This is a genomic window from Pseudomonas sp. AN-B15 (genome assembly GCF_019056475.1).
In the GTDB taxonomy this organism is placed as follows: Bacteria; Pseudomonadota; Gammaproteobacteria; order Pseudomonadales; family Pseudomonadaceae; genus Aquipseudomonas; species Aquipseudomonas parakoreensis.
Genome location: NZ_CP049737.1, coordinates 4553201 through 4576188, shown reverse-complemented (window position 1 = coordinate 4576188; position 22988 = coordinate 4553201). Strand labels below are relative to the sequence as shown.

The 22988-nt window shown below is 59.9% G+C and carries 20 protein-coding genes and 1 pseudogene; 14 read left to right on the top strand and 7 right to left on the bottom strand.

The window, feature by feature from the left end:
* Positions 1-23: 23 nt before the first annotated feature.
* The gene (locus GTQ41_RS20755; RefSeq protein ID WP_047296072.1) at positions 24-1913 is read right to left on the bottom strand and encodes a methyl-accepting chemotaxis protein; all 1890 of its coding nucleotides are present in this window, start codon (positions 1911-1913) and stop codon (positions 24-26) included.
* Positions 1914-2099: 186 nt separating this feature from the next.
* On the opposite strand from GTQ41_RS20755, the gene GTQ41_RS20750 reads away from it, so the two are divergent.
* Positions 2100-3587, top strand: a complete 1488-nt coding sequence (locus GTQ41_RS20750) for a helicase HerA-like domain-containing protein (RefSeq protein ID WP_047296071.1) — start codon at positions 2100-2102, stop codon at positions 3585-3587.
* 89 nt (positions 3588-3676) lie between these two features.
* Here the strand turns inward: GTQ41_RS20750 and GTQ41_RS20745 are convergent, their stop codons facing one another.
* The gene (locus tag GTQ41_RS20745) at positions 3677-4132 is read right to left on the bottom strand and encodes a DUF721 domain-containing protein (protein ID WP_047296070.1); all 456 of its coding nucleotides are present in this window, start codon (positions 4130-4132) and stop codon (positions 3677-3679) included.
* Positions 4133-4439: 307 nt separating this feature from the next.
* On the opposite strand from GTQ41_RS20745, the gene secA reads away from it, so the two are divergent.
* The 4 genes from secA to GTQ41_RS20725 all read left to right on the top strand — a co-directional run bounded on the left by secA (position 4440) and on the right by GTQ41_RS20725 (position 10269).
* Positions 4440-7175 (top strand): preprotein translocase subunit SecA, encoded by a 2736-nt coding sequence (gene secA / locus GTQ41_RS20740; RefSeq protein WP_041068523.1) that lies wholly within the window; start codon positions 4440-4442, stop codon positions 7173-7175.
* Positions 7176-7297: 122 nt separating this feature from the next.
* Positions 7298-8515, top strand: a complete 1218-nt coding sequence (gene argJ, locus GTQ41_RS20735; RefSeq protein WP_047296069.1) for a bifunctional glutamate N-acetyltransferase/amino-acid acetyltransferase ArgJ — start codon at positions 7298-7300, stop codon at positions 8513-8515.
* A gap of 180 nt (positions 8516-8695) precedes the next feature.
* A complete protein-coding gene (locus GTQ41_RS20730; RefSeq protein WP_047296068.1) occupies positions 8696-9328 on the top strand; it encodes a glutathione S-transferase family protein in 633 nt (210 codons plus the stop codon).
* Positions 9325-10269: a Nudix family hydrolase gene (locus GTQ41_RS20725; RefSeq protein ID WP_047296066.1), complete on the top strand. Its 945-nt coding sequence runs from the start codon at positions 9325-9327 to the stop codon at positions 10267-10269. The genes GTQ41_RS20730 and GTQ41_RS20725 overlap by 4 nt, the downstream gene beginning before the upstream one ends.
* Before the next feature lie 130 nt (positions 10270-10399).
* Here the strand turns inward: GTQ41_RS20725 and GTQ41_RS20720 are convergent, their stop codons facing one another.
* From GTQ41_RS20720 to GTQ41_RS20710, 3 genes are read right to left on the bottom strand one after another with little or no spacing between them, the layout of a single operon-like run.
* Positions 10400-10984: a cob(I)yrinic acid a,c-diamide adenosyltransferase gene (locus GTQ41_RS20720; RefSeq protein ID WP_047296064.1), complete on the bottom strand. Its 585-nt coding sequence runs from the start codon at positions 10982-10984 to the stop codon at positions 10400-10402.
* Positions 10985-10987: 3 nt separating this feature from the next.
* Complete coding sequence (locus GTQ41_RS20715; RefSeq protein ID WP_047296063.1) at positions 10988-13024, bottom strand: HAMP domain-containing sensor histidine kinase; 2037 nt, start codon at positions 13022-13024, stop codon at positions 10988-10990.
* A gap of 45 nt (positions 13025-13069) precedes the next feature.
* On the bottom strand, positions 13070-13987 hold the full coding sequence (locus tag GTQ41_RS20710) for a putative 2-dehydropantoate 2-reductase (RefSeq protein WP_047296062.1): 918 nt from the start codon (positions 13985-13987) through the stop codon (positions 13070-13072).
* 140 nt (positions 13988-14127) lie between these two features.
* Here GTQ41_RS20710 and GTQ41_RS20705 point away from each other — a divergent pair, with 140 nt between their 5' ends.
* From GTQ41_RS20705 to GTQ41_RS20700, 3 genes and pseudogenes are all read left to right on the top strand, one after another.
* Positions 14128-14613: a YajQ family cyclic di-GMP-binding protein gene (locus GTQ41_RS20705; protein WP_003227548.1), complete on the top strand. Its 486-nt coding sequence runs from the start codon at positions 14128-14130 to the stop codon at positions 14611-14613.
* Positions 14614-14630: 17 nt separating this feature from the next.
* Positions 14631-14717 (top strand): annotated as a pseudogene (locus GTQ41_RS28675) (metal ABC transporter ATP-binding protein); the annotation flags it as partial.
* Between the two features lie 77 nt (positions 14718-14794).
* Positions 14795-15637 carry a mechanosensitive ion channel family protein gene (locus GTQ41_RS20700; RefSeq protein ID WP_047296061.1) on the top strand — a complete coding sequence of 281 codons (843 nt, stop codon included), beginning with the start codon at positions 14795-14797 and terminating at the stop codon, positions 15635-15637.
* Between the two features lie 232 nt (positions 15638-15869).
* On the opposite strand, the gene GTQ41_RS20695 is transcribed toward GTQ41_RS20700, so the two are convergent.
* Entirely contained in the window at positions 15870-17213 is a 1344-nt protein-coding gene (locus tag GTQ41_RS20695) for an OprD family porin (protein ID WP_047296060.1), read from the bottom strand.
* An 897-nt stretch (positions 17214-18110) separates the two neighbouring features.
* Here GTQ41_RS20695 and GTQ41_RS20690 point away from each other — a divergent pair.
* Both GTQ41_RS20690 and GTQ41_RS20685 read left to right on the top strand, forming a co-directional pair.
* A complete protein-coding gene (locus tag GTQ41_RS20690) occupies positions 18111-18536 on the top strand; it encodes an HIT domain-containing protein (RefSeq protein WP_047296059.1) in 426 nt (141 codons plus the stop codon).
* A 3-nt stretch (positions 18537-18539) separates the two neighbouring features.
* On the top strand, positions 18540-18746 hold the full coding sequence (locus GTQ41_RS20685; protein ID WP_007962092.1) for a SlyX family protein: 207 nt from the start codon (positions 18540-18542) through the stop codon (positions 18744-18746).
* Positions 18747-18818: 72 nt separating this feature from the next.
* Here the strand turns inward: GTQ41_RS20685 and GTQ41_RS28810 are convergent, their stop codons facing one another.
* Positions 18819-19421 carry a cold-shock protein gene (locus tag GTQ41_RS28810; protein WP_047296057.1) on the bottom strand — a complete coding sequence of 201 codons (603 nt, stop codon included), beginning with the start codon at positions 19419-19421 and terminating at the stop codon, positions 18819-18821.
* A gap of 310 nt (positions 19422-19731) precedes the next feature.
* Between GTQ41_RS28810 and GTQ41_RS20675 the strand changes: the two genes are divergently transcribed.
* The 4 genes from GTQ41_RS20675 (at position 19732) to aspS (ending at position 22952) form a co-directional block, all read left to right on the top strand.
* Positions 19732-20202, top strand: coding sequence for a Dps family protein (locus GTQ41_RS20675; protein WP_047296054.1), 471 nt, complete (start codon positions 19732-19734; stop codon positions 20200-20202).
* A 183-nt stretch (positions 20203-20385) separates the two neighbouring features.
* Positions 20386-20736 carry a ribbon-helix-helix domain-containing protein gene (locus GTQ41_RS20670; protein WP_047296052.1) on the top strand — a complete coding sequence of 117 codons (351 nt, stop codon included), beginning with the start codon at positions 20386-20388 and terminating at the stop codon, positions 20734-20736.
* Positions 20737-20854: 118 nt separating this feature from the next.
* Complete coding sequence (locus tag GTQ41_RS20665; RefSeq protein ID WP_003227532.1) at positions 20855-21076, top strand: FmdB family zinc ribbon protein; 222 nt, start codon at positions 20855-20857, stop codon at positions 21074-21076.
* Between the two features lie 100 nt (positions 21077-21176).
* A complete protein-coding gene (gene aspS, locus GTQ41_RS20660; RefSeq protein WP_047296049.1) occupies positions 21177-22952 on the top strand; it encodes an aspartate--tRNA ligase in 1776 nt (591 codons plus the stop codon).
* Positions 22953-22988: the final 36 nt, after the last annotated feature.

Genomic DNA, 22988 nt, shown 5'->3' with positions numbered 1-22988 from the left:
GCGAAGAGGCCAGTGGCAGCGCCCTAGATGCGGAAACTGCCGACCAGTTGCTGCAGACGCGAAGCCTGCTGCTCCAGATCCGAGCAGGCACGCAAGGTCGCCTGCAGGTTTTCGACGCCTTCCTGGTTCAGCGTGTTGATCTCGGTGATGTCGACGTTGATCGACTCGACCACCGCTGTCTGCTCTTCGGTCGCGGTGGCCACCGACTGGTTCATCCCGTCGATCTCGCCGATGCGCTGGGTCACGCTGTTCAGGCGTTCGCCGGCAAGGTTGGCGATTTCCACGCTGTCCTGGCTGTGGCGCTGGCTGTCGCTCATGGTGCTCACCGATTCACGGGCGCCGACCTGCAGCTCTTCAATCATGGTTTGCACTTGCTGCGCCGATTCCTGGGTGCGGTGCGCCAGGTTGCGCACTTCGTCGGCGACCACGGCAAAACCACGTCCGGCCTCACCGGCACGCGCGGCTTCGATGGCGGCGTTGAGCGCCAGCAGGTTGGTTTGCTGGGAGATGCTGGTGATCACTTCCAGAATCTGCCCAATGTTCACGGTTTTGCTGTTCAGCGACTCGATGTTGGTGCTGGAGGCGCTGAGCATGCTCGACAGTTGATTCATCGCCTTGATACTGCGATCCACCACTTGCTGGCCGTCTTCCGCGAGGCCGCGGGCGTCGCTGGCCTGGTTCGAGGCTTGTGCGGCATTGCGCGCGATTTCCTGGGCGGCAGCGCCCAGTTGATTGATCGCGGCGGCGACGCTGCTGGTGCGCGAGGCTTGCTGGTCGGAGTTGTACATCGACGAGTTGGACGCGGCGACCACGCGCAGCGCGACCTCGTTGACCTGGCCGGTGGCCGACGACACTTCGCGGATCGAGCCGTGGATACGCTCGACGAAGCGGTTGAATGCGGTACCCAGCACGCCGAATTCATCGTTGTTGACGATAGTCAGGCGCTTGGTCAGGTCGCCCTCGCCATCGGCGATGTCTTCCATGGCGCGGGTCATGACGTGCAGCGGCTGAATCAGCAGGCGAATCAGCATGCCCAGCAGCGCAATGATGATCACCACCGCAATCACGGTGGCAATCACCGCCGAGGTGCGGAACTCGCTGAGCATCGAGAAGGCTTTGTCCTTGTCCACCGACAGACCGATGTACCAGTTCACCGATGGCAGGCCTTTGATCGGGGTGAAGCTGACGATGCGGGTCTTGCCGTCGACCGTGATTTCACTGAAGTCGCTGCTGATGCGCGGGGTGTCCTGCGGATAGGCTTCTTTCAGTGACTTCATCACCAGCGCCTTGTCCGGGTGCACGAGGATCTTGCCGTCGGCGCTGACCAGGAACGCATAGCCCATGCCGGAGAAGTCCCGGGCGGTGAGCGTGTCGACCAGGGTTTGCAGGCTCAGGTCGCCGCCGACCACGCCAACGCTCTGACCGGCTTTTTTCGAGGCGGTGGCGATGGAGATGATCAACTGGCCGGTGGCGGCGTCGATGTACGGTTCGGTCAGGGTCGAGGCGCTGCTGCTCTCGGCACCTTTATACCAAGGGCGCACCCGTGGATCGAAGCCGTCCGGCATCTTTACGTCCGGGCGGATGGTGAAGTGACCGGTGGCATCGCCCAGGTAAGTGGCCATGAACGTCGAGGTCAGGGATTTCTGCTCCAGCAAGCTCGCGACGTTGGCCGGTTCCGGGTTGATGGCGATGTTCTGGGCCGCGTTCTCGACCAGCAGAATGCGTCCGTTGAGCCAGGTCTGGATGTTATCGGCGGTGACTTCGCCCATCTCGTTGAGATAGTTGTTCAGGTCATCGCGGATCGCGTTGCGTTGCAGCCAGTCGTTGTACAGCGTGAACGAGGCGAAAGCGGCGATGACGATGAGGGCGGCGGCAAGCAAAATTTTATGGCTGAAGCGCAGGTTTTTGTTCATGGCTTGGGGTTCCGCTAAGGTCTTAATGTCCTGGGCGTGCTTTTATAAAGACGCGCAATATGGGCAAGGGTGAAAAAAACTGATATTTCCGGCTCTCCTTAGGGAAATGTCCGACCGACTTTTCAGTCAGGTTCTCGCCCTTAGCTATCGGCCACAGCGGATTAAAGATTAACCATAGGTGACAAAATGCCTGACACATCGCAACTCGTTATCGGCGCCGATCTGGCGGGGCAACCGATTGCTCAGGCCATGCGCCTGGCCAACCGCCACGGGCTGATCGCCGGTGCGACCGGGACCGGCAAGACCGTGACTTTGCAACGTCTCGCCGAAGCGTTCAGCGACGCCGGGGTCGCGGTGTTCGCCGCCGACATCAAGGGCGACCTGTGCGGCCTGGGCGCTGCCGGCAATCCGCAGGGCAAGGTCGCCGAGCGCATCGCCGGGATGCCCTGGCTCGACCACAAGCCGCAGGCTTATCCGGTGACGCTGTGGGACATTCACGGCGAATCCGGTCATCCGTTGCGCACCACCTTGAGTGAAATGGGCCCGCTGCTGATCGGCAGCCTGCTGGAACTGACCGACAGTCAGCAGGCGGCGCTGTACGCGGCTTTCAAGGTGGCGGACCGCGAAGGTCTGTTGTTGCTGGACCTGAAAGACCTCAAGGCGCTGCTCAACCACCTCAAGGACAACCCGCAACTGTTGGGCGAAGATGCCGCGCTGATGACCACCGGTTCCAGTCAGGCGTTGTTGCGCCGGCTGGCGACCCTGGAGCAGCAGGGCGCTGAAGCCTTGTTCGGCGAGCCAGCATTGCAACTCGAAGACATTCTGCAACCGGCGGCGGACGGCCGTGGGCGCATTCATTTGCTCGATGCCAGCCGTCTGGTACACGAGGCGCCGAAGGTCTACGCGACGTTCCTGCTGTGGTTGCTGGCCGAGCTGTTCGAGCAGTTGCCAGAGCGCGGCGACGCCGACAAACCGCTGCTGGCGCTGTTCTTCGATGAAGCGCATTTGTTGTTCGGCGATACGCCAAAGGCGTTGCAGGAACGTCTGGAACAGGTGGTGCGGCTGATCCGCTCGAAAGGGGTCGGCGTGTATTTCGTCACCCAGTCGCCGGGGGATTTGCCGGATAACGTGCTGGCGCAGCTTGGCCTGCGCATCCAGCACGGTTTGCGCGCGTTTACCGCCAAGGAACAGAAATCCCTGCGCGCGGTGGCCGATGGCTTCCGGCCTAATCCGGCGTTCGATACGTTGTCGGTATTGACGGAGCTGGGCATCGGCGAAGGGCTGGTCGGGACGCTGCAGGAAAAGGGCACGCCGGAAATGGTCCAGCGGGTGCTGGTGGCGCCGCCGCAATCGCGGATCGGGCCGCTGAGCGAGACCGAACGCACGATGCTGATCGCCGGGTCGCCGTTCAAGGGACGTTATGACAAGCCGATCGATCGTGAATCGGCGTATGAAATCCTGATGGGCCGCAAGGATCTGGCGCCGGAGGCAGAAATGCCGACCGGTAAGGCCGCGCCTGAAGAACCGAGCCTGGCCGATCGTGCCGGGGAGTTTCTGGGGACGGCGGCGGGGCAGGCGCTGAAGTCAGCGATGCGCCAAGCGGCGAACAATCTCGGCAAACAACTGGTAAGAGGGCTGATGGGCTCGTTGCTCGGCGGCAGCAAACGCCGCTAAAAGGAAAGATCGCAGCCTTCGGCAGCTCCTGCAGGGGAACGCATTCTCAATGTTGGAGCTGCCGCAGGCTGCGATCTTTTGCTTTTGCTTCAGGTCTTGTCTTTGGCGTGCGCCGCCAGACGCTCAAGCGCTGCACGCAGGCCAGGATCGCTGATCCCGTCGGCCGTCGACTGAATGGTCTGCGCCGCATCTGTGGACAGATCCATTGAGTGTCCGCCTGGACGATGCTGGACCAGCGGCGGTTGCACGCGGAACAGGATGCGCGTCAGGTTGGCGAATTCTTCGAACAGCTGCAGTTGGCGTTGCAGGCGTTTTTGCTGGTAACGCAGGCGCGTCGCCCAGTGCCCGTCGGTCACCACCAGCGTCAATTGGCCTTCACGCCACTTGGCCACATGGCAATGCGTGCGGGCGGCCGGTTGCAGCTGGCTTTCAAGCAGGCGTTGCAGATGAGCGAGGCGTTGGGCATGGCCGAGAATGGCTTTGAGCGGCTTGGCTTCGCGTAGCAGAACGGCGGGCGCTCTGGCTGTGAGGGGGCGAAATGCCATGATCGAACACCTGAAGTAACAGACGCGCCATGGTAGCAGAAAGCGACGGAACCACTCGCCCATTGCTTTTGTCCCTGCTTTACCCATTAAATCAACAACTAACTTCTTGCCTTAATGGGTTGAAGTTGAGCAAAACGCCCTTATTTTAAGTGAGCCCCGTCAAAGCGCAGTGCCAGCATCGTGGAATATCGCCACTTTCCTCACCACCGTTTCCGGGTAGAATGCTCGTTCGCATGCGGCCATGAGGGCTGCACGGGCGACTCACGGGGCCGCCCTCCATCCCTTTAGTGTGGAAGATCCTGCCGATATGTTTGCGCCTTTGTTAAAGAAACTTTTTGGAAGCAAGAACGAGCGTGAAGTCAAACGCATGCTCAAGACGGTGCAGCTCGTCAATGCCTTCGAAGAGCAAATGGTGGCCCTTTCGGACGATCAATTGCGTGCCAAGACCAACGAGTTCAAGGCCCGTATCGCCAAAGGGGAATCCCTCGACAAGCTGTTGCCTGAAGCCTTCGCGGTCGCCCGTGAAGCCGGCAAGCGCGTCATGGGCATGCGCCACTTCGACGTCCAGTTGATCGGCGGCATGACCTTGCATGAAGGCATGATTGCCGAGATGCGTACCGGCGAGGGTAAAACCCTCGTGGCCACCCTGGGCGTTTACCTCAACGCGCTGTCCGGCAAGGGCGTGCACGTTGTGACCGTGAACGACTACCTGGCCCGCCGCGACGCCAACTGGATGCGTCCGCTGTATGAATTCCTCGGCCTGACCGTCGGCGTCGTGACGCCGTTCCAGCCGCCGGAAGAGAAGCGCGCCGCCTACGCTGCCGACATCACCTACGGCACCAACAACGAATTCGGTTTCGACTACCTGCGCGACAACATGGCGTTCAGCATGGAAGAGAAATTCCAGCGCGAACTCAATTTTGCCGTGATCGACGAAGTCGACTCCATCCTCATCGACGAAGCCCGTACCCCGCTGATCATTTCCGGTCAGGCCGAGGACAGTTCCAAGCTGTACATGGAGATCAACAAACTGATCCCGCAGCTGGAACTGCACGTCGAAGAAGTCGAAGGCCAGGTCACCAAGGCCGGCCATTACACGATCGACGAGAAGACCCGTCAGGTCGAACTCAACGAAGCCGGTCACCAGTACATTGAAGAAATGCTCACCGGCGTCGGCCTGCTGGCCGAAGGCGAGAGCCTGTACTCGGCGCATAACCTGGGCCTGCTGACCCACGTTTATTCGGGTCTGCGTGCGCACAAACTGTTCCACCGCAACGTCGAATACATTGTGCAGGACGGTCAGGTCGTACTGGTCGACGAACACACCGGTCGTACCATGCCGGGTCGTCGTCTGTCCGAAGGCCTGCACCAGGCCATCGAAGCCAAGGAAGGTCTGAACATCCAGGCCGAGAGCCAGACCCTGGCCTCGACCACGTTCCAGAACTACTTCCGTCTGTACACCAAGCTGTCCGGCATGACCGGTACCGCTGACACCGAAGCGTTCGAATTCCACCAGATCTACGGCCTGCAGGTCATGGTCATTCCGCCGAACAAGCCGTTGGCGCGTAAAGACTACAACGACCTGGTGTTCCTGACCGCCGAAGAGAAATACGCGGCGATCATCAACGACATCAAGGAAGGCATGGCCCAGGGCCGTCCGATCCTGGTGGGTACCGCGACCATCGAAACCTCCGAGCACGTGTCCAGCCTGCTCAACAAGGAAGGTATCGAACACAAGGTACTGAACGCCAAGTTCCACGAAAAAGAAGCCGAGATCATCGCACAAGCCGGTCGTCCGGGCGCCCTGACCATCGCCACCAACATGGCCGGTCGTGGTACCGACATCCTGCTGGGCGGCAACTGGGAAGTGGAAGTCGCGGCGCTGGAAAACCCGAGCCCCGAGCAGATCGCCCAGATCAAGGCCGACTGGCAGAAGCGTCACCAGCAAGTGCTGGAGTCCGGCGGTCTGCAGGTGATCGCCTCCGAGCGTCACGAATCCCGTCGTATCGACAACCAGCTGCGTGGCCGTGCCGGCCGTCAGGGCGATGCCGGTTCCAGCCGCTTCTACCTGTCGCTGGAAGACAGCCTGATGCGCATCTTCGCCTCTGACCGGGTGAAGAACTTCATGAAAGCCCTGGGCATGCAGCCGGGCGAAGCGATCGAACACCGCATGGTGACCAACGCGATCGAGAAGGCGCAGCGCAAGGTTGAAGGCCGCAACTTCGACATCCGCAAGCAACTGCTCGAGTTCGACGACGTCAACAACGAACAGCGTAAAGTGATCTATCACATGCGTAACACGTTGCTGGCCGCCGACAACATCGGTGAAACCATCGCCGATTTCCGTCAGGACGTGCTCAACGCCACCGTCAGCGCGCACATTCCGCCGCAATCGCTGCCAGAGCAGTGGGACGTGGCCGGTCTGGAAGCGTCGATTGCCAGCGACTTCGGGGTGAAATTGCCGATCCAGCAATGGCTCGACGAAGACGATCACCTGTACGAAGAGACCCTGCGCGAGAAGCTGATGGTCGAGCTGATGGCGGCGTACAACGAGAAAGAAGATCAGGCCGGTGCCGAAGCACTGCGCTCGTTCGAGAAACAAATCGTTCTGCGCGTGCTGGACGATCTGTGGAAAGACCACCTGTCGACCATGGATCACCTGCGTCACGGCATCCACCTGCGTGGCTACGCCCAGAAGAACCCGAAGCAGGAATACAAGCGCGAGTCGTTCACGCTGTTCTCCGAGCTGCTGGATTCGATCAAGCGCGACTCGATCCGTGTGCTGTCGCACGTTCAGGTGCGCCGCGAAGATCCGGAAGCCGAAGAGCAACGCCTGCGTGAGGAAGCCGAAGCACTGGCCGCGCGCATGCAGTTCGAACACGCCGAGGCCCCGGGTCTGGAGCAGCCGGAAGTGTTGGGTGAAGAGGTCGATGTAGCCCTTGCCACCGCGCCGGTGCGCAACGAGCAGAAGCTGGGCCGCAACGAACTGTGCTACTGCGGTTCGGGCAAGAAATTCAAGCATTGCCACGGGCAGATCCAGTAAACCCCGTTTCAATCGCTGAAATACCCGCGCCGCGACCGGCTCCTGCCGTCGCGGCGTTTTGCCATTTACACCACCGCCATCCCTGTGAGCGGTGCTGACATCATTGAGTAAGGAGCGCATTCATGGCTGTTGGTCTTGGTCCTTTGCCAACGTTGCACCCGGTTGCCGGTTTTGAACTCGGTATCGCCTCGGCCGGCATCAAGCGCCCCGGGCGCAAGGATGTGGTAGTGATGCGCTGTGCCGAAGGTTCGACCGTGGCCGGCGTGTTCACGTTGAATGCCTTTTGCGCCGCGCCGGTAATCCTGGCGAAAAAACGTGTGCAGAACGCCGTGCGTTACCTGCTGACCAACACCGGTAACGCCAACGCCGGTACCGGTGAGCCGGGTCTGGCGGCTGCCGAGCGCACCACCGCCAAACTGGCCGAGCTGACCGGTGTCGATGCCAGCCAGATCCTGCCGTATTCCACCGGTGTGATCGGTGAACCGCTGCCGGTCGAGAAGATCGAAGGCGCGCTGCAAGCGGCGCTGGATGATCTGTCGGAAAACAACTGGGAAGCGGCCGCCACCGGCATCATGACCACCGATACCCTGCCCAAGGGCGCCAGTCGCCAGTTCCAGCATGACGGCGTGACCATCACCGTTACCGGCATCAGCAAAGGCGCCGGCATGATTCGCCCGAACATGGCGACCATGCTCGGCTACATCGCCACCGACGCCAAAGTCTCCCGCGACGTGCTGCACAACCTGATGCTCGACGGTGCGAACAAGTCGTTCAACCGCATCACCATCGACGGCGACACCTCGACCAACGACTGCTGCATGCTGATTGCCACCGGCAAGGCTGCCCTGCCGGAAATCACCCGCGCCGAAGGCGAGCTGTTCGCCAAGCTGAAACAGGCGGTATTCGAAGTGTGCATGGACGTGGCCCAGGCCATCGTGCGTGACGGCGAAGGCGCGACCAAATTCGTCACCGTTGAAGTCAACGGTGGCGGCAATCATCAGGAATGCCTGGACGTCGGTTACACCGTGGCCCACTCGCCGCTGATCAAGACCGCGCTGTTCGCTTCCGACCCGAACTGGGGCCGTATTCTGGCCGCTGTCGGCCGTGCCGGCGTGCCGAACCTGGATGTGAGCAAGATCGACGTGTTCCTCGGCGACGTGTGCATCGCCAGCCGTGGCGCCCGTGCCGAGACCTACACTGAAGCACAGGGCTCGGCGGTGATGCAGCAGGAAGAGATCACCATCCGTATCGAACTGGGTCGCGGCGACTGCAGCGAAACCATCTGGACCACCGACCTGTCGCATGAGTACGTGAAGATCAACGCCGAATACCGCACCTGATCCAAAGGGTGAGGGTGGGCTGCCGGCCTCTTCGCGGGCAAGCCCGCTCCCACAGGGTTCTGTGGTGTACACGAGATTTGTGCACGACCGAAACTACTGTGGGAGCGGGCTTGCCCGCGAAAGCGTCGGTCCGTTCACCACAAGTCTTGAAGCTTTCCACTGACGAAAAGGCGCCACACCATGTCCCTGCACCTGATCATCGGCGACAAACTGCTTTCCTCCTGGTCTTTGCGTGCCGCCCTGGCGTTGGAACTGACCGGCGCCCCTTACAGCGAAGAACTGATCAAGCTCGGCAAGCCCGACACCCGCGAGCGGCTGCTCAAGCATTCGCCGACCGCCAAGGTGCCGTTGCTGCAAACCTCTCGCGGCACCATCGCCGACTCTCTGGCGATTGCCGAATACCTGGCCGAACAGTTCCCGGCCGAACAGCTCTGGCCGGGCGATGTTTACGCTCGCGCTCAGGCCCGTTCTGCGTGCGCGCAAATGCACAGTGGCTTCTTCGCCATGCGCAATCACATGCCGTTCAACCTGAGCCACGACGCTCCGCTCAACCCGGTACCGCCGGAGGTGAAGGTCGATATCGAACGCATGCTCGCGTTGTGGGCTGAATGCCGCGCCGCCGCCACGGAGCCCGGGCCGTATCTGTTTGGCCGAGTGAGCCTGGCTGACGCGTTCTTCGCGCCGATCGCCGTGCGTCTGCGAACTTACCAGGTGCCGTTACCGGCGGTTGATCAAGCCTATGTTGAAACCGTCTACCAATGGCCTGCCTTCAAGGCGTGGCAAAAGGCTGGACTGGAGGAGTTGAATCCGTGAAACGCGTACACGTCGCCGCTGCCGTCATTCGTGACGACAGTGGCAAAATCCTCATCGCCCGTCGTGCCGATACCCAGCATCAGGGAGGTCTGTGGGAGTTTCCCGGTGGCAAGGTCGAGGCTGATGAATCGGTCGAAAGTGCCCTGGCTCGCGAGCTTCAGGAAGAGCTGGGCATTGTTGTCGGCGCTGCTCGTCCGCTGATCAAGGTCCGCCATGATTACCCCGACAAGCAGGTGTTGCTGGATGTCTGGGAAGTGTCGCAGTTCAGCGGCGAACCGCACGGTGCCGAAGGTCAGCCACTGGCCTGGGTCAGCGCCAAGGATCTGCTGAACTACGAGTTCCCGGCCGCCAACCAGCCGATTGTCGCTGCTGCGCGTTTGCCCGGCGAATACTTGATCACCCCGGAAGATCTGGAAGCCCCGGCCTTGCTGCGCGGCATCCAGAAGGCAATTGCCGACGGGATCAAACTGATTCAACTGCGCGCACCGAACGGCTATGACCCCAAGTATCGAGACCTGGCGGTGGATGCGGTCGGCCTGTGTGCTGGCAAGGCGCAGTTGATGATCAAGGGGCCGTTCGAGTGGCTTGGCGATTTCCCGGCCGCCGGCTGGCACATCACCGCCGCGCAACTGCGCAAATACGCCGAAGCGGGGCGCCCGTTGCCGGCGGAGCGCTGGCTCGCGGCTTCGTGCCATAACGCTGAAGAGCTGGCGCTGGCCGAACAGATGGGCGTGGACTTCGTCACCCTGTCGCCGGTTCAGCCAACCTTGACCCATCCGGATGCGCAGCCGTTGGGCTGGGAGCAGGCGTCGACATTGATCGAGGGCTTCAGCAAGCCGGTGTTCTTGCTCGGCGGCGTTGGTCCGGCGGAGCGCGAGAAGGCTTGGGGTGTTGGCGCTCAGGGTGTAGCGGGGATTCGCGCATTCTGGCCGCAAGCTTGATTATGTGCTGAGGCCACTGGCCTCATCGCTGGCAAGCCAGCTCCCACAGGTATTGGGTGCACCGCAAATGCGGAGAACGACACAAAACCTTGTGGGAGCTGGCTTGCCAGCGATGGCGGCCGATCAAACACTACGTTCCTGAAGGTTTGGCCGCCGGCTGCCACAGAATCTCCGCAATCCCCTGCCGCCGCGCAATCAACCTTGCGGCGACGAACAACAGATCCGACAGCCGATTGATATACGCCAAACCAACCCCGGCCAACGGCTCGATCGCATTCAAATGCTGACAGCGCCGCTCGGCACTGCGCGCCAGGCTGCGGCATACATGAGCCTGGGCGATCAGCACTGAGCCACCGGGCAGAATGAAATTCTCCAGCGGCCCCAATTCTTCGTTCCATACATCAATCGCCGCTTCCAGGCGCTCGATTTCCGCCATGTTCAGCGCCTGATATTCCGGCATCGCCAGCTCACCGCCCAGATCGAACAAGCGATGCTGGCAAGGCGCGAGCACCTCGATCAATTCATTCAGATCGGGGAACGCCTCGCGCTCGGCGATCAGCCCGGCCAGCAGCACACCGACCTGACTGTTCAGTGTGTCGACTTCGCCAATGGCTTCGATGCGCGGGTGATCCTTGGGCACGCGGCGGCCATCGCCCAGGCCGGTTTCGCCTTTGTCGCCGGTACGGGTGTAGATCTTCGACAAGCGAAAGCCCATGAGTTACCTCGTTGATTGATTGGTTTCGGCGGCGATGGCTGCCGGTTGGGTCAGCGGCAGGCGCAGGGTGAAACAGGTGCCCTGGCCGGGCGCCGATTGCACTTCCATCTGGCCTTTATGGTTGTTGGTAATGATGAAGTACGACACCGACAGCCCCAGTCCCGTGCCCTGGCCGATTTCCTTGGTGGTGAAAAAGGGCTCGAAGGTGCGTTTGCGCACGCTCTCGCTCATGCCAATGCCGTTGTCCTCGACCTGAATCTCGGCCCATGGCGGATTGAGTCGGGTACGCAGAATGATCCGCCCCGGCTCGCTGTCGTCTTCGCGCTGATGAATGGCTTGCGCAGCGTTTTTCAGCAGGTTGAGCAGCACTTGCTCCAGTTCGTTGGCGGTGCCCGGCACCGGGCCGAGCGCCGGGTCGAACTGGCGGATGATCGCCTGTCCCTTGAAGTCGAAACCGATCGCCAGATCGAAGTCGTTGCCGGCAATTTCTACCGCTTGATCGATCAACGCGGGCAGATCGCACGGGGCCATTTGCCGGGTGCTGCGCCGGCTGAAACTGAGCATGTGGGTGACGATTTTTGCTGCGCGGGCGCCGGCCTGCTGGATGCCGTCGAGCAGCTTCGGCACTTCACGGCTTTGCAGGTAGCGGTTGACCGTGTCCAGCTCGATGCCGAGTTGTTCAGCGGTTTCCAGGTTCTTCGGCAGATCTGCCGACAGCCGCCGGCGAATGTTCTGCACGTTGTGCAAAATCGCACCCAGCGGGTTGTTGATCTCGTGGGCCATGCCGGCGGCGAGGCCACCGACCGAGAGCATCTTTTCCGATTGCACCATCATTTCTTCCAGCGACAGGCGCTGGGTGATGTCGTCGATGCGGATCACCACACCTCGCCCGGCACCGCCCATCAGCGGGTAGAAGGTCAGGGCGTAATGCTTGGGCTCGTCATCCTTGAACCAAGTCACCCGCTCGATCTTTGCCACCGTGTGTTCTTCCACGGTCTGCTTGAGTTGCGGCAGAAACGGCTTGAGCGGTTCGAAGGCGAGGAAGATCGGCTGGTTCAACGCTTCATCCAGGCGCGTGCCGGAGAGGGCGCTGGCCTCCTGGTTCCACTGGGTCACGTAGAGCTGCTCGTCGAGGGCGATCAGTGCCGAGGGCATGGAGTCGATGATGCTGTTGAGGTAGTTCTGGAAACCGGTGAGCTTCTTTTCGATCTTGCTGCGAACCTGGACTTCCAGTTCCAGCTTGCGGTTGGTGTGGCGGGTTTCTTCGGCCAGGCCCTGAGCCTGATCGTAGGCGGCCTGCGAGTCATCGCGGGCGCGCTTGAGTTGCTGCTCGCGGGCTTCGATGCGCGAGAGCATGGTATTGAACGCTTCGGCGAGGCTGCCGATTTCGTCATGATTACCGCGCGAGGCGCGCAGGGCGTAGTTCTCTTCACGGGTGACCTGACGCGACAGCTCTTCAAGTTCATGGATCGGGCGGGTGATCAGGCGTTTGATCTGCCGCGCAATCACCAACCACAGCAGCACACTGAAAATCAGGATGCCGAGGCTGGCCGTCAAGGTGCCGGTGTAAAACGCCATCGGCAGTTCACTGCTGGCCACCAGCAGCAGATGACCCGGTGCAGTGCCCGGGCGAGGCAGGGTGATCAACTGGTTGCTGCGAAACTCGGTGAGTTGCCAGGCTTCGATGTGCCGATAGCGTTCCGGCAGATTGAGTTTGTCGCCACGCTGCACCTGGGCGAGTCGGTCACCCTTGCCGTCGTACAACGCCGCCGCACGCAGCGGCGAATAGCTGTCGAGTTCCTTGAGCAGGCGTTCGGCGCTTTGTGGCGACTCGAGGGCTTGTGCGACCAGGCTCGGGTTGGAGATCAGCCGGCCAATGGTCTGCAGGGCCTGCGGCGCCATGCTTTCCTGGGAGATGTAATAGGCGGCGCTGATAAAGGTCAGGTTGGCGACCAGCAGAACGGTGGTCAACAACACCAGCAGGGCGGCCAGCAGTTTCTGGCCGACCGGCAGGTTTTCGAGGCGCTGGCGCAATGGCATCAGGTTTATCGCAGCAAAGGAACAAGTGGCCAGCGTAGCCGCTGCTCAGTCGCTGGGCAATCCAAGGCTGCGCAGATGCTCGACCAGACGCTGCTGCAATTGCTTGAGGTGCGGCAGGTTCAGTTGATGACGGATGGCGACTTTGCAGGCGTGGCCCAGCAGGTAGCTGATTTCGGTGCGGCGCCGGTTCGCCACGTCCTGATACATCGACGAGTAGTTGGCCGCTGTGGCATGGATCACCCGCTCGACTTCCTGCTGCAGATCGAGCGCGGCTGCCGGTTGACCGCAACGCTCCAGCAACTCGGCCAGTTCCGCGCACAGCGTGGCGACTTCGCATTGATGCTGCTCCAGTCCGCCGTTACGGCAATCGTGAAGCACGGTCAGTGGATTGATCGCGCAATTGAGCGCCAGTTTGCGCCACAGCCGGGTGAGGATGTCGGTGCTCCATTCATGGGGGATGTTCGCCGCTTGCAGGTCGTCCAGCCAGATCGGCGCCACCGGATGACCGGCATCGCCCAGCCAGGTGAAACCGTGGCCGGCAAACACCACGCGCCATTCGCCGTCGCGGAACGCGCCTTCGGTGCTGGAGGCGCTGATGCAGCGTGCCTGCGGAACCACCGCTGCGACCGCGTCCTGACTGCCGAGGCCGTTCTGCAGCAGGATCAGCTCGGCATCTGCGCTCAGGCGCGGGGCGAGGCGGGCGACCGCGCTTTCGGCGTCATAGGCTTTGCAGGCGACCAGCAGGCGACGGATCCGCTCCGGGTCAGCTGCCGTTTGCGCGGGGACGGCATAGGTGGTGGCTGCGCCGTGCTCGACCAGGGTCAGCCCGCCGGCCGCCTGATAGCTGCGCAAACGCTCGGCATCACGCAGGATCAGCCGCACCGGCAGACCCGCGCGGGCCAGACGTGTGGCCCAGAGGGTGCCGAGGCTGCCGGCGCCGAGAACGTGCCAAGGGGTGGACATCAGTTTTTCACTCGGTAAGGTACTGGCATGCAAGGCTCGCCGTGTCGGTGGGAAAAGACCCGTTATAATGAGCCGGATTTTAACCGCAAGCCAAGCGCGCTCCCTCCTGATCGAGCGCGCCTTTTTATTGGAGAGACTACATGCCGTCGTTCGACGTGGTATCCGAACTGGACAAACACGAGCTGACCAACGCGGTCGAGAACGCCGTGAAGGAACTCGATCGTCGCTATGACCTGAAAGGCAAAGGCAGCTTCGAGTTCAAGGAAAAGGACCTGACCGTCAACCTCACCGCTGAAGCCGGGTTCCAGCTGGAAGCGATGATCGAGATCCTGAAGCTGGCCCTGACCAAGCGCAAGATTGATGTGCAGTGCCTTGAAGTCAAAGACGCTTACGCCTCGGGCAAGCTGATGAAGCAGGACGCGATCCTCAAGGAAGGCATCGACAAGGAGCTGGCGAAGAAAATCGTCGCGCACATCAAGGATGCCAAGCTCAAGGTGCAGGCCGCCATTCAGGGCGAACAGGTGCGTGTGACCGGCAAGAAACGCGATGACCTGCAGGAAGCCATCGCGGCCCTGCGCGCCAAGGAATTCGGCATGCCACTGCAGTTCAACAACTTCCGCGACTAAGCTCGGTCAGAAGAACTGTGGGAGCGAGCCTGCTCGCGAAGGCGGCGTGTCAGTCAACCTCATTGCTGAATGACGCACCGCCTTCGCGAGCAAGCTCGCTCCCACATTGTTTGTGTACACCCGGCGGGTTTCTGCCGCTTGTTTTTTGCGTGCCGAATGGCCGGACATCAGGAGATGGAAGATGGATTTGAATGCTGAGGTAGATAACCTGGTCAAGGCGTCCCAGGCGTGGATTCCGATGATCATGGAATACGGCAGCCGTGTGTTGCTGGCGGTGATTACCCTGGCCATTGGCTGGTGGCTGATCAACAAGGTCACGCAAAAGCTCGGCGGTCTGTTGGCCCTGCGCAATGCCGATCTGGCGCTGCAAGGCTTTATCAGCAGTCTGGCGAATATCATTCTCAAGGTGCTGCTGATCGTCAGCGTGGCCTCGATGATCGGTGTGGAAACCACCTCGTTCGTGGCTGCGATCGGTGCAGCGGGCCTAGCCATCGGTCTGGCGTTGCAGGGCAGCCTGGCGAACTTTGCTGGCGGCGTGCTGATTCTGCTGTTCCGTCCGTTCCGCATCGGCGACTGGATCGAAGCGCAGGGCGTGGCGGGGACTGTCGACAGCATCCAGATTTTCCACACCGTGCTGCGTACCGGTGACAACAAGACGATCATCGTCCCGAACGGCAATCTGTCGAACGGCATCATCACCAACACCAACCGTCAGCCAACCCGCAAAGTAGTGTTCGACGTGGGTGTGGATTACGAAGCGGATCTGCAGAAGGCCCGTCAGGTGCTGCTGGATCTGGCCAAAGATGAGCGCGTGTTGCAGGACCCAGCGCCACAAGCGGTCATTTCGACGTTGGGTGACAGCTCGATCACTGTTTCCCTGCGCGTATGGGTCAAAACTGCAGACTACTGGGACGTGATGTTCATGTTTAACGAACAGTCGCGTGATCGTTTGAAGGCGGCGGGGATTGATATTCCGTTTCCACAGCGGGTGATTCGCGTAGTTCAGGAAACAGCCACGCAGTAACAGCATTGATACTTGGCTTCGCAGTCAGTTAATTAATGGCAAAACCCAAGAGCTGTTCGCACTCTTGGGTTTTTTTATGTTCGGGGTGAATGTTCGCTGGCTAATAAGTAGCAAGCTATTATTGGTTTTGCGTACCGAAACAAACTTGCGGCATAAAAAAACCGCCCACCTGAATCAGGTGGGCGGTTCTTGTTAGAGCAGGGCTCTACAGTACTTCAGCTGCCTATCCCGATTAGAGGATGTTCAGTGGGTACTCAACGATCAGACGGGTGTCGTTGTTGTCAGACGAGTAGCCGCTGTACGCGCCGTTCGAACGGTACATGGCGTAACGCAGACGGAACGACAGATCCTTGGCCGGACCTTCCTGGATCACGTACTTGGACTCGGCGTTCCACTCGTTTTCCTTACCTTCGCCCAGACCGTTGGTGGTGATGTTGTCACCCTTCACGTAACGGGTCATGAAGCTCAGGCCAGGTACGCCGTAGGTCTTCATGTTCAGGTCGTAGCGAGCTTGCCAGGAGCGCTCGTCGCGGCCCACGAAGTCGGAGATCTGGATGGAGTTGGCAACGAAGATGGTGCTGTTGCCGTCAACGCCATAGTAGTAAGCGTTGTCGCCGCTGGAGCGCTGGTGAGCGATGGTGAATTTGTGAGCACCGATGCTGTACGCAGCAGCCAGGGACCACAGTTTGTTGTCAACGCCGGTGGTGCCGTCGCCGATTGCGTCAACCAGGTCACCGCGCTTCTCGCCTTCGGTTTTATAACCGTTGAAGTCGAAGTTCAGCGACTGGTCTTCGTTGATTGGCAGGGTGTAGTTGAGGTTGATGTACTGCTTCTTGAAGTAGTCATCAGCATCAGACGCGGCGATGGCGGCGGTGAAGTTGTCGGTGAACGCGTAGCTGGCACCGAAGATGTTGATGTTGGTCAGGCCTTTGCCGCCGAAACCGTTTTCATCAGGCAGGCCGCCGATGCTGTCGCGGCCCATGCCGGTTTGCTTGCTCAGGGAAGTGAAGCGACCAGCGCTCAGTTCCAGGCCCTTGATCTCTTTGGAAGTGATCAGGGTACCGGTAGCGACTTCTGGCAGCAGACGGCTGTCGTCAGTGGCGAAGACCGGGCTGGCAACGAATTGCTGACCGTATTTCAGGACGGTGTCGGATACGCGGAATTTGACTGCGCCGCCGATCTTGCCCTGGGATTTTTCCGGGTTGCCGTCGCTGTCGACTGCAAACAGGCCGTTGCCGCGGCGACCCGAGCCACCGTCCAGCTTGACCGAACCCATGGCCATGGCGTCGAGACCGAAGCCTACGGTGCCTTGAGTGAAGCCCGACTCGTAGGTCAGCAGTTGGCTGACACCGGTGTCCTGGCGATAGCCGCTTTCAAAACCCGGGGTGCCGTCTTTCTTTGCAACGTTACCGGCACCATTCTTGTAATCGCGGTTCATGTATTCCATACGAGTCTTCAGTTTCAGACTCTGGTCTTCCAGGAAACCCTTGGCTTCATCCTGAGAAGACGCCATTGCGAACTGCGAGGTGCCTGCTGCAACAGCCAGGGCGATCATGCTCCACTTCATCACGCGCATCGTGATTTGCTCCTTTGGTTTTTAGAAGAGTACTGCCGTCCCACCTGTTTTATTATCTGGGCGGCTCTTTCTTTTTGTGTCGGCGCAAACTTATATCACGCCGACAATGTTGGCGATACTTGCGAATCCAACCTTTCACCTTCTTTACGACGCTGTCGCAGATGGCTTTGCAGATGTCGCAAAATCACAGTACCGATGCAATCGGACCGACAACTTTCTCGCTGTTTTTCTAGCCGTTTGCATCGCTAAAAAAGAGTCCCTGGCAAAACACTTGAATCTCCATCGGGCAACCCTGCCACTGTTTTTGTCGGGCTTAAGGCTCCCACTTCCCGTGGTGCGCTTATAGTCCATATGAGTACGAATGCAACAAGCGTGCACAAACCGCTTTCTCTATGCGGTTATTTTTCTGAGCAGTCGCTGGTCGCTGTAAAAACCGCATAAATACTGGGCCTCAAGCCCTCCTTTATCAGGGCTTGACGCCATCCTTTGCTTGGTGTTGTCGAGCTGGTTTCTGTGCGCGACAACGAAAAACGTTACCGGTTCACCCCGTCTGTGAGTATTCCGCGGATGCCTGACGCACTGAGCGTAGACGCACTGTGCGGTTTTGGTGCAAAAATTTTTACAGTTGTTCCGGATTCATACAGTTTGAGCGGGTGCAGGGGGCGAACGCTTCGGGCTTTTCTGGTCATTTCATTGTGTTGGATCGCGCAGTCGGTTCCGTCATGGTGCGTGCTGCCCAAAAATGTCGCATGCAGGAACATTGAGCAACGTCTGCCCGGGCGCGCTTATCGTGAAGCCCGGCGCATTCGCAGGTATGCTGCCTGCCTGTCGCTTGGTCTCATGCCTGTCTGGGTAGCCGCTAAGCTGAATTGTGTAGATAAGCCGGGAGTGCACGCAGTGTTTGCTTTAGATTCACGACTTCAACAGGACACCCTGACCATCGGCGACTTCCCGCTCTGCCGGCTGCTGCTGTCCAATGATGCCAATTACCCGTGGTTCATCCTGGTGCCTCGTCGCGACGATATCAGCGAGTTGTTTCAGTTGGATGTCGCCGACCAGCAGCAGCTGTGGCAGGAAACCACGGCGCTGGCCGAGTTGCTCAAGGACTTGTTCGATGCTGACAAGCTGAACGTCGCGACGCTGGGTAACGTTGTCAGCCAGTTGCACATGCATGTGATCGTGCGCAAGCGTGATGACGCGGCATGGCCGGCGCCGGTCTGGGGCAAACACCCGGCCAAACCCTACAGCGCCGAGCAGGTCGCGAGCATTCGTGAGCGGCTGCGTCTGGTGCTGAGCGAACACTTCACGTTTCTGGAGGGTTGAACCATGAACCTTGAAGAACGCGTCACCGATCTGGAAAGCCGCCTGGCGTTTCAGGATGACACCATTCAGGCGTTGAACGACGAACTGGTTGCGCAGCAGCGAGTAATCGAACGCCTGCAACTGCAGATGGCGGCGCTGCTCAAGCGTCAGGAGGAAATGGTCGGGCAGTTCGATTCTTTCGAGGAAGAAGCGCCGCCGCCCCATTACTGAGCTCGGCACGTTTGTGCGCGCATAAAAAAACCGCGAGCAGCCTGGCTGCTCGCGGTTTTTTTATGCCTCGAATCAGCGACGCGGCAGGGCGGCAATCACGTCCTCGGCTTGCAGGCCTTTGTCCCGGTTCATCACCGAGAACTCCACGCGTTGGCCTTCGACCAGTACGCGGTGGCCTTCGCCACGGATTGCACGAAAGTGCACGAAAATATCATCACCGGAATCCCGGGAGATGAATCCGAAGCCTTTGGAGGTGTTGAACCACTTGACGGTACCGGTATCGCGGTTGCTCATGTCATAGCTGACAGGCGCGGCAGCCGGTGAAGACTTGTAGAAGCTCACAGCCAGATGCACAACCACGGCAACCAGGGCGATTACCAGACTGAACAACACGGCCGGTTGACCGGCGATGACAGGCATTGGTGCGATCAGGGTCAGGGTTTGCAGGACGACAGTCAGTACGAGAAGAGCGCTGACCAGATTTTGCAGATGCTGGCGCGGGCCTTTGTTCCAGTAAGGAATCACAGGAGCGATGACCAGGTTCAGCAGGCCGAAAAAGGCCAGGTAAAGTGCATCGGGTTGTTGCAGGTAAGGAACGGCTTCGGCTTTCAGGCTGGGTATGAACGACAGCAGCAAGGCCGCTGCGCCCATTAGCAGGTGGACGATTTTCAACATTTTGATTGGCTCACGTTATGACGGCTCACAAGGAAGAGCTGAAGGCGCACGGTTCGCTTCGGAAACAATAAAGAGGCGTTGGACACGTGCCCGGCATCAGCCTATGCGCGAGGCCCCGAAAAATGGGGCATGGCGACACACTGCCTATTTAACAGCAAAGCCTGCAGCGACTCAAATCACCCCGGCCAGCGGCACCTGCCCGGTCGATTTGTCGCACGGCAAGCGAAAATTGCCGGCTGCGAGGTCGCGGCTGCCTTGCTAGAGTGGGTCTGCACCTGTTGGATGAATTCAATCGCCTTAGGGGGTAAACATGGCAATCGATATCGGTATCAGTGAGGAAGACCGCAAGTCCATCGTCGAGGGGCTGTCGCCGTTGTTGTCGGACACCTATGTGCTGTATCTGAAAACCCATAACTTCCACTGGAACGTTACAGGTCCGATGTTCAGGACCCTGCATCTGATGTTCGAAGAGCAATACAACGAGCTGGCGCTGGCGGTGGATCTGATCGCCGAGCGTATCCGCGCTTTGGGTTTTCCGGCGCCGGGTGCCTACGCGACTTACGCGCGACTCTCCTCCATTAAAGAGGAAGTCGGCGTGCCAAGCGCCGAGGACATGATCAAGCAGTTGGTCGAGGGCCAAGAGGCCGTGACTCGCACCGCTCGCGGGATCTTCCCGCTGCTGGACAAGGTCAGTGACGAGCCGACAGCCGACTTGCTGACCCAGCGCATGCAGGTGCATGAGAAGACCGCATGGATGCTGCGCGCGTTGCTTGAGACCTGACAAGCCTTTGCGCGGATGTCCGGGGGGATGTCCGCGTGCTGTTTCAAATCTTACTGAACATGTCGGCTTATCCTACGTTGCTGGGCAACTAGTCATCTGGCGCTGACTTTGCGTCTGCGTTTTTATGAAGGCACAGGATGTTGTCTTTATTACAAGCAGCGATGGCAAAGGAGTGTCAGCGATATGGTAGGTGGAGACAGGCGATGCGAGCATGTCGGTTCGCAACGGGAAATGAAGGTCGATCCGTTTGTCGGCGATTTTGATTTTGAGTTGATCCGGCCGCTGGCAAGGTCAGTGCGTTTGAACGGGTTTGCCACTTGCTTGAGGCTCGAGCAGGTTTACTGGAACATTCTTGGTGACATGGCCGGGCACAACGGCTGTTCGGTCAGCACGCTGCTGTCACATGTGGACCGTGAAGTGCACCTGCGCCACGGCGGGGTCAAAAACTTCAGCGGTCTGGTGCGGGTGGTGTGTGTGATGAATGGTCTGCGGGATACCCCGGCGGCCGTCATGCCCGGAACGACCAATACTTGAAATGACGTGGCGGGCTGTGCAGTCTTACGGCTGCACAGCCCGCATTTAATGGATATAATCCCGCTCTTTCGCCGCAAAGCCCTGCGCGCGGTGGCAATCTGATCGCCGAGACACCCCCATGCCGATGTACGATTACCAATGTGCTTCCTGTGGTCATCAGTTGGAAGCCATTCAAAAGATCAGCGAGGCACCGCTGGTCGACTGCCCTGCCTGTCAGGCGCCAGAGCTCAAAAAACAGCTGTCCATGCCGGGTTTCCGCCTCAGCGGCAGCGGTTGGTACGAGACCGATTTCAAGACCGGAGCCAAGAAGAATCTGGCCGGTGGCGACAAATCTGACTAGGGTTCAGGCCCAGGTCGAACGACACGCGTGAGATTCCGCAGTGCTTGAGTGCGACGGGATCTCCACCGAATTTCGAATTACGAGAAGCGAAACCACTACCATGATGCGCAGCCATTATTGCGGCCAACTGAACGAAAGCCTGGAAGGCCAGGAAATTACCCTTTGCGGATGGGTTCACCGTCGTCGCGACCACGGCGGGGTGATTTTCCTCGATATCCGTGATCGTGATGGTCTGGCGCAGGTGGTGTTCGATCCGGATCGCGCCGAAAGCTTCGCCGCCGCCGATCGCGTGCGCAGCGAGTACGTGGTGAAGATCACCGGCAAGGTGCGTCTGCGTCCGGCCGGGGCAACCAACGCCAACATGGCGTCGGGCATGATCGAAGTGCTGGGCTACGAGCTGGAAGTGCTGAACGAAGCGGAAACCCCGCCGTTCCCGCTCAACGAATACTCCGACGTCGGCGAAGAAACCCGTCTGCGCTACCGCTTCCTCGATCTGCGTCGTCCGGAAATGGCCGAGAAGCTGCGTCTGCGTTCGCGCATGACCACCAGCATCCGTCGCTACCTCGACGAGAACGGCTTCCTCGATGTGGAGACGCCGATCCTGACCCGCGCGACCCCGGAAGGTGCTCGCGACTACCTGGTGCCGAGCCGTACTCACGCCGGTTCCTTCTTTGCCCTGCCGCAATCGCCTCAGTTGTTCAAGCAACTGCTGATGGTTGCCGGTTTCGACCGCTACTACCAGATCGCCAAGTGCTTCCGTGACGAAGACCTGCGTGCCGACCGTCAGCCTGAGTTCACTCAGATCGACATCGAAACCAGCTTCCTCGACGAAAAAGACATCATGGGCCTGACCGAAGGCATGATCCGCAACCTGTTCAAGGAAGTGCTGGATCTGGAATTCGGCGAATTCCCGCACATGACCTTCGAAGAAGCCATGCGTCGTTACGGTTCCGACAAGCCGGACCTGCGTAACCCGCTGGAGCTGGTCGACGTTGCCGATCAGCTCAAGGAAGTCGAATTCAAGGTCTTCAGCGGCCCGGCCAACGATCCGAAATGCCGTATCGCTGCACTGCGTGTTCCAGGCGGGGCGAGCATGCCGCGCAAGCAGATCGACGACTACACCAAGTTCGTCGGCATCTACGGTGCCAAGGGCCTGGCGTACATCAAGGTCAACGAGCGCGCTGCCGGTGTTGACGGTCTGCAATCGCCGATCGTGAAAAACATCCCTGAAGCCAACCTGAACGTGATCCTTGATCGCGTTGGTGCAGTTGACGGCGACATCGTGTTCTTCGGCGCCGACAAGGCCAAGATCGTCAGTGAAGCCCTGGGCGCGCTGCGTATCAAGCTGGGCCACGACCTCGACCTGTTGACCTGCAAGTGGGCGCCAATGTGGGTTGTCGACTTCCCGATGTTCGAAGAAAACGACGACGGCAGCTTCTCGGCGCTGCACCACCCGTTCACTGCGCCGAAGTGCTCGCCTGAAGAGCTGGAAGCCAATCCGGCTGGCGCTCTGTCCCGTGCCTACGACATGGTACTGAACGGCACCGAGCTGGGTGGCGGTTCGATCCGTATCCACCGCAAGGAAATGCAGCAAGCGGTGTTCCGCCTGCTGGGCATCAACGAAGCGGAACAGGAAGAGAAGTTCGGCTTCCTGCTCGACGCGCTGAAGTACGGTGCGCCGCCGCACGGTGGTCTGGCCTTCGGTCTGGACCGTCTGGTAATGCTGATGACCGGCGCCCAGTCGATCCGTGAAGTGATCGCCTTCCCGAAAACCCAGAGTGCTGCGGACGTCATGACGCAAGCGCCGGGTGTGGTGGATGCCAAGGCACTGCGCGAGCTGCACATTCGTTTGCGCGAAACGCCAAAGGCTGAGTAAGACGGGCCTGAAGGCGCATCTTCGGATGCGCCTTTT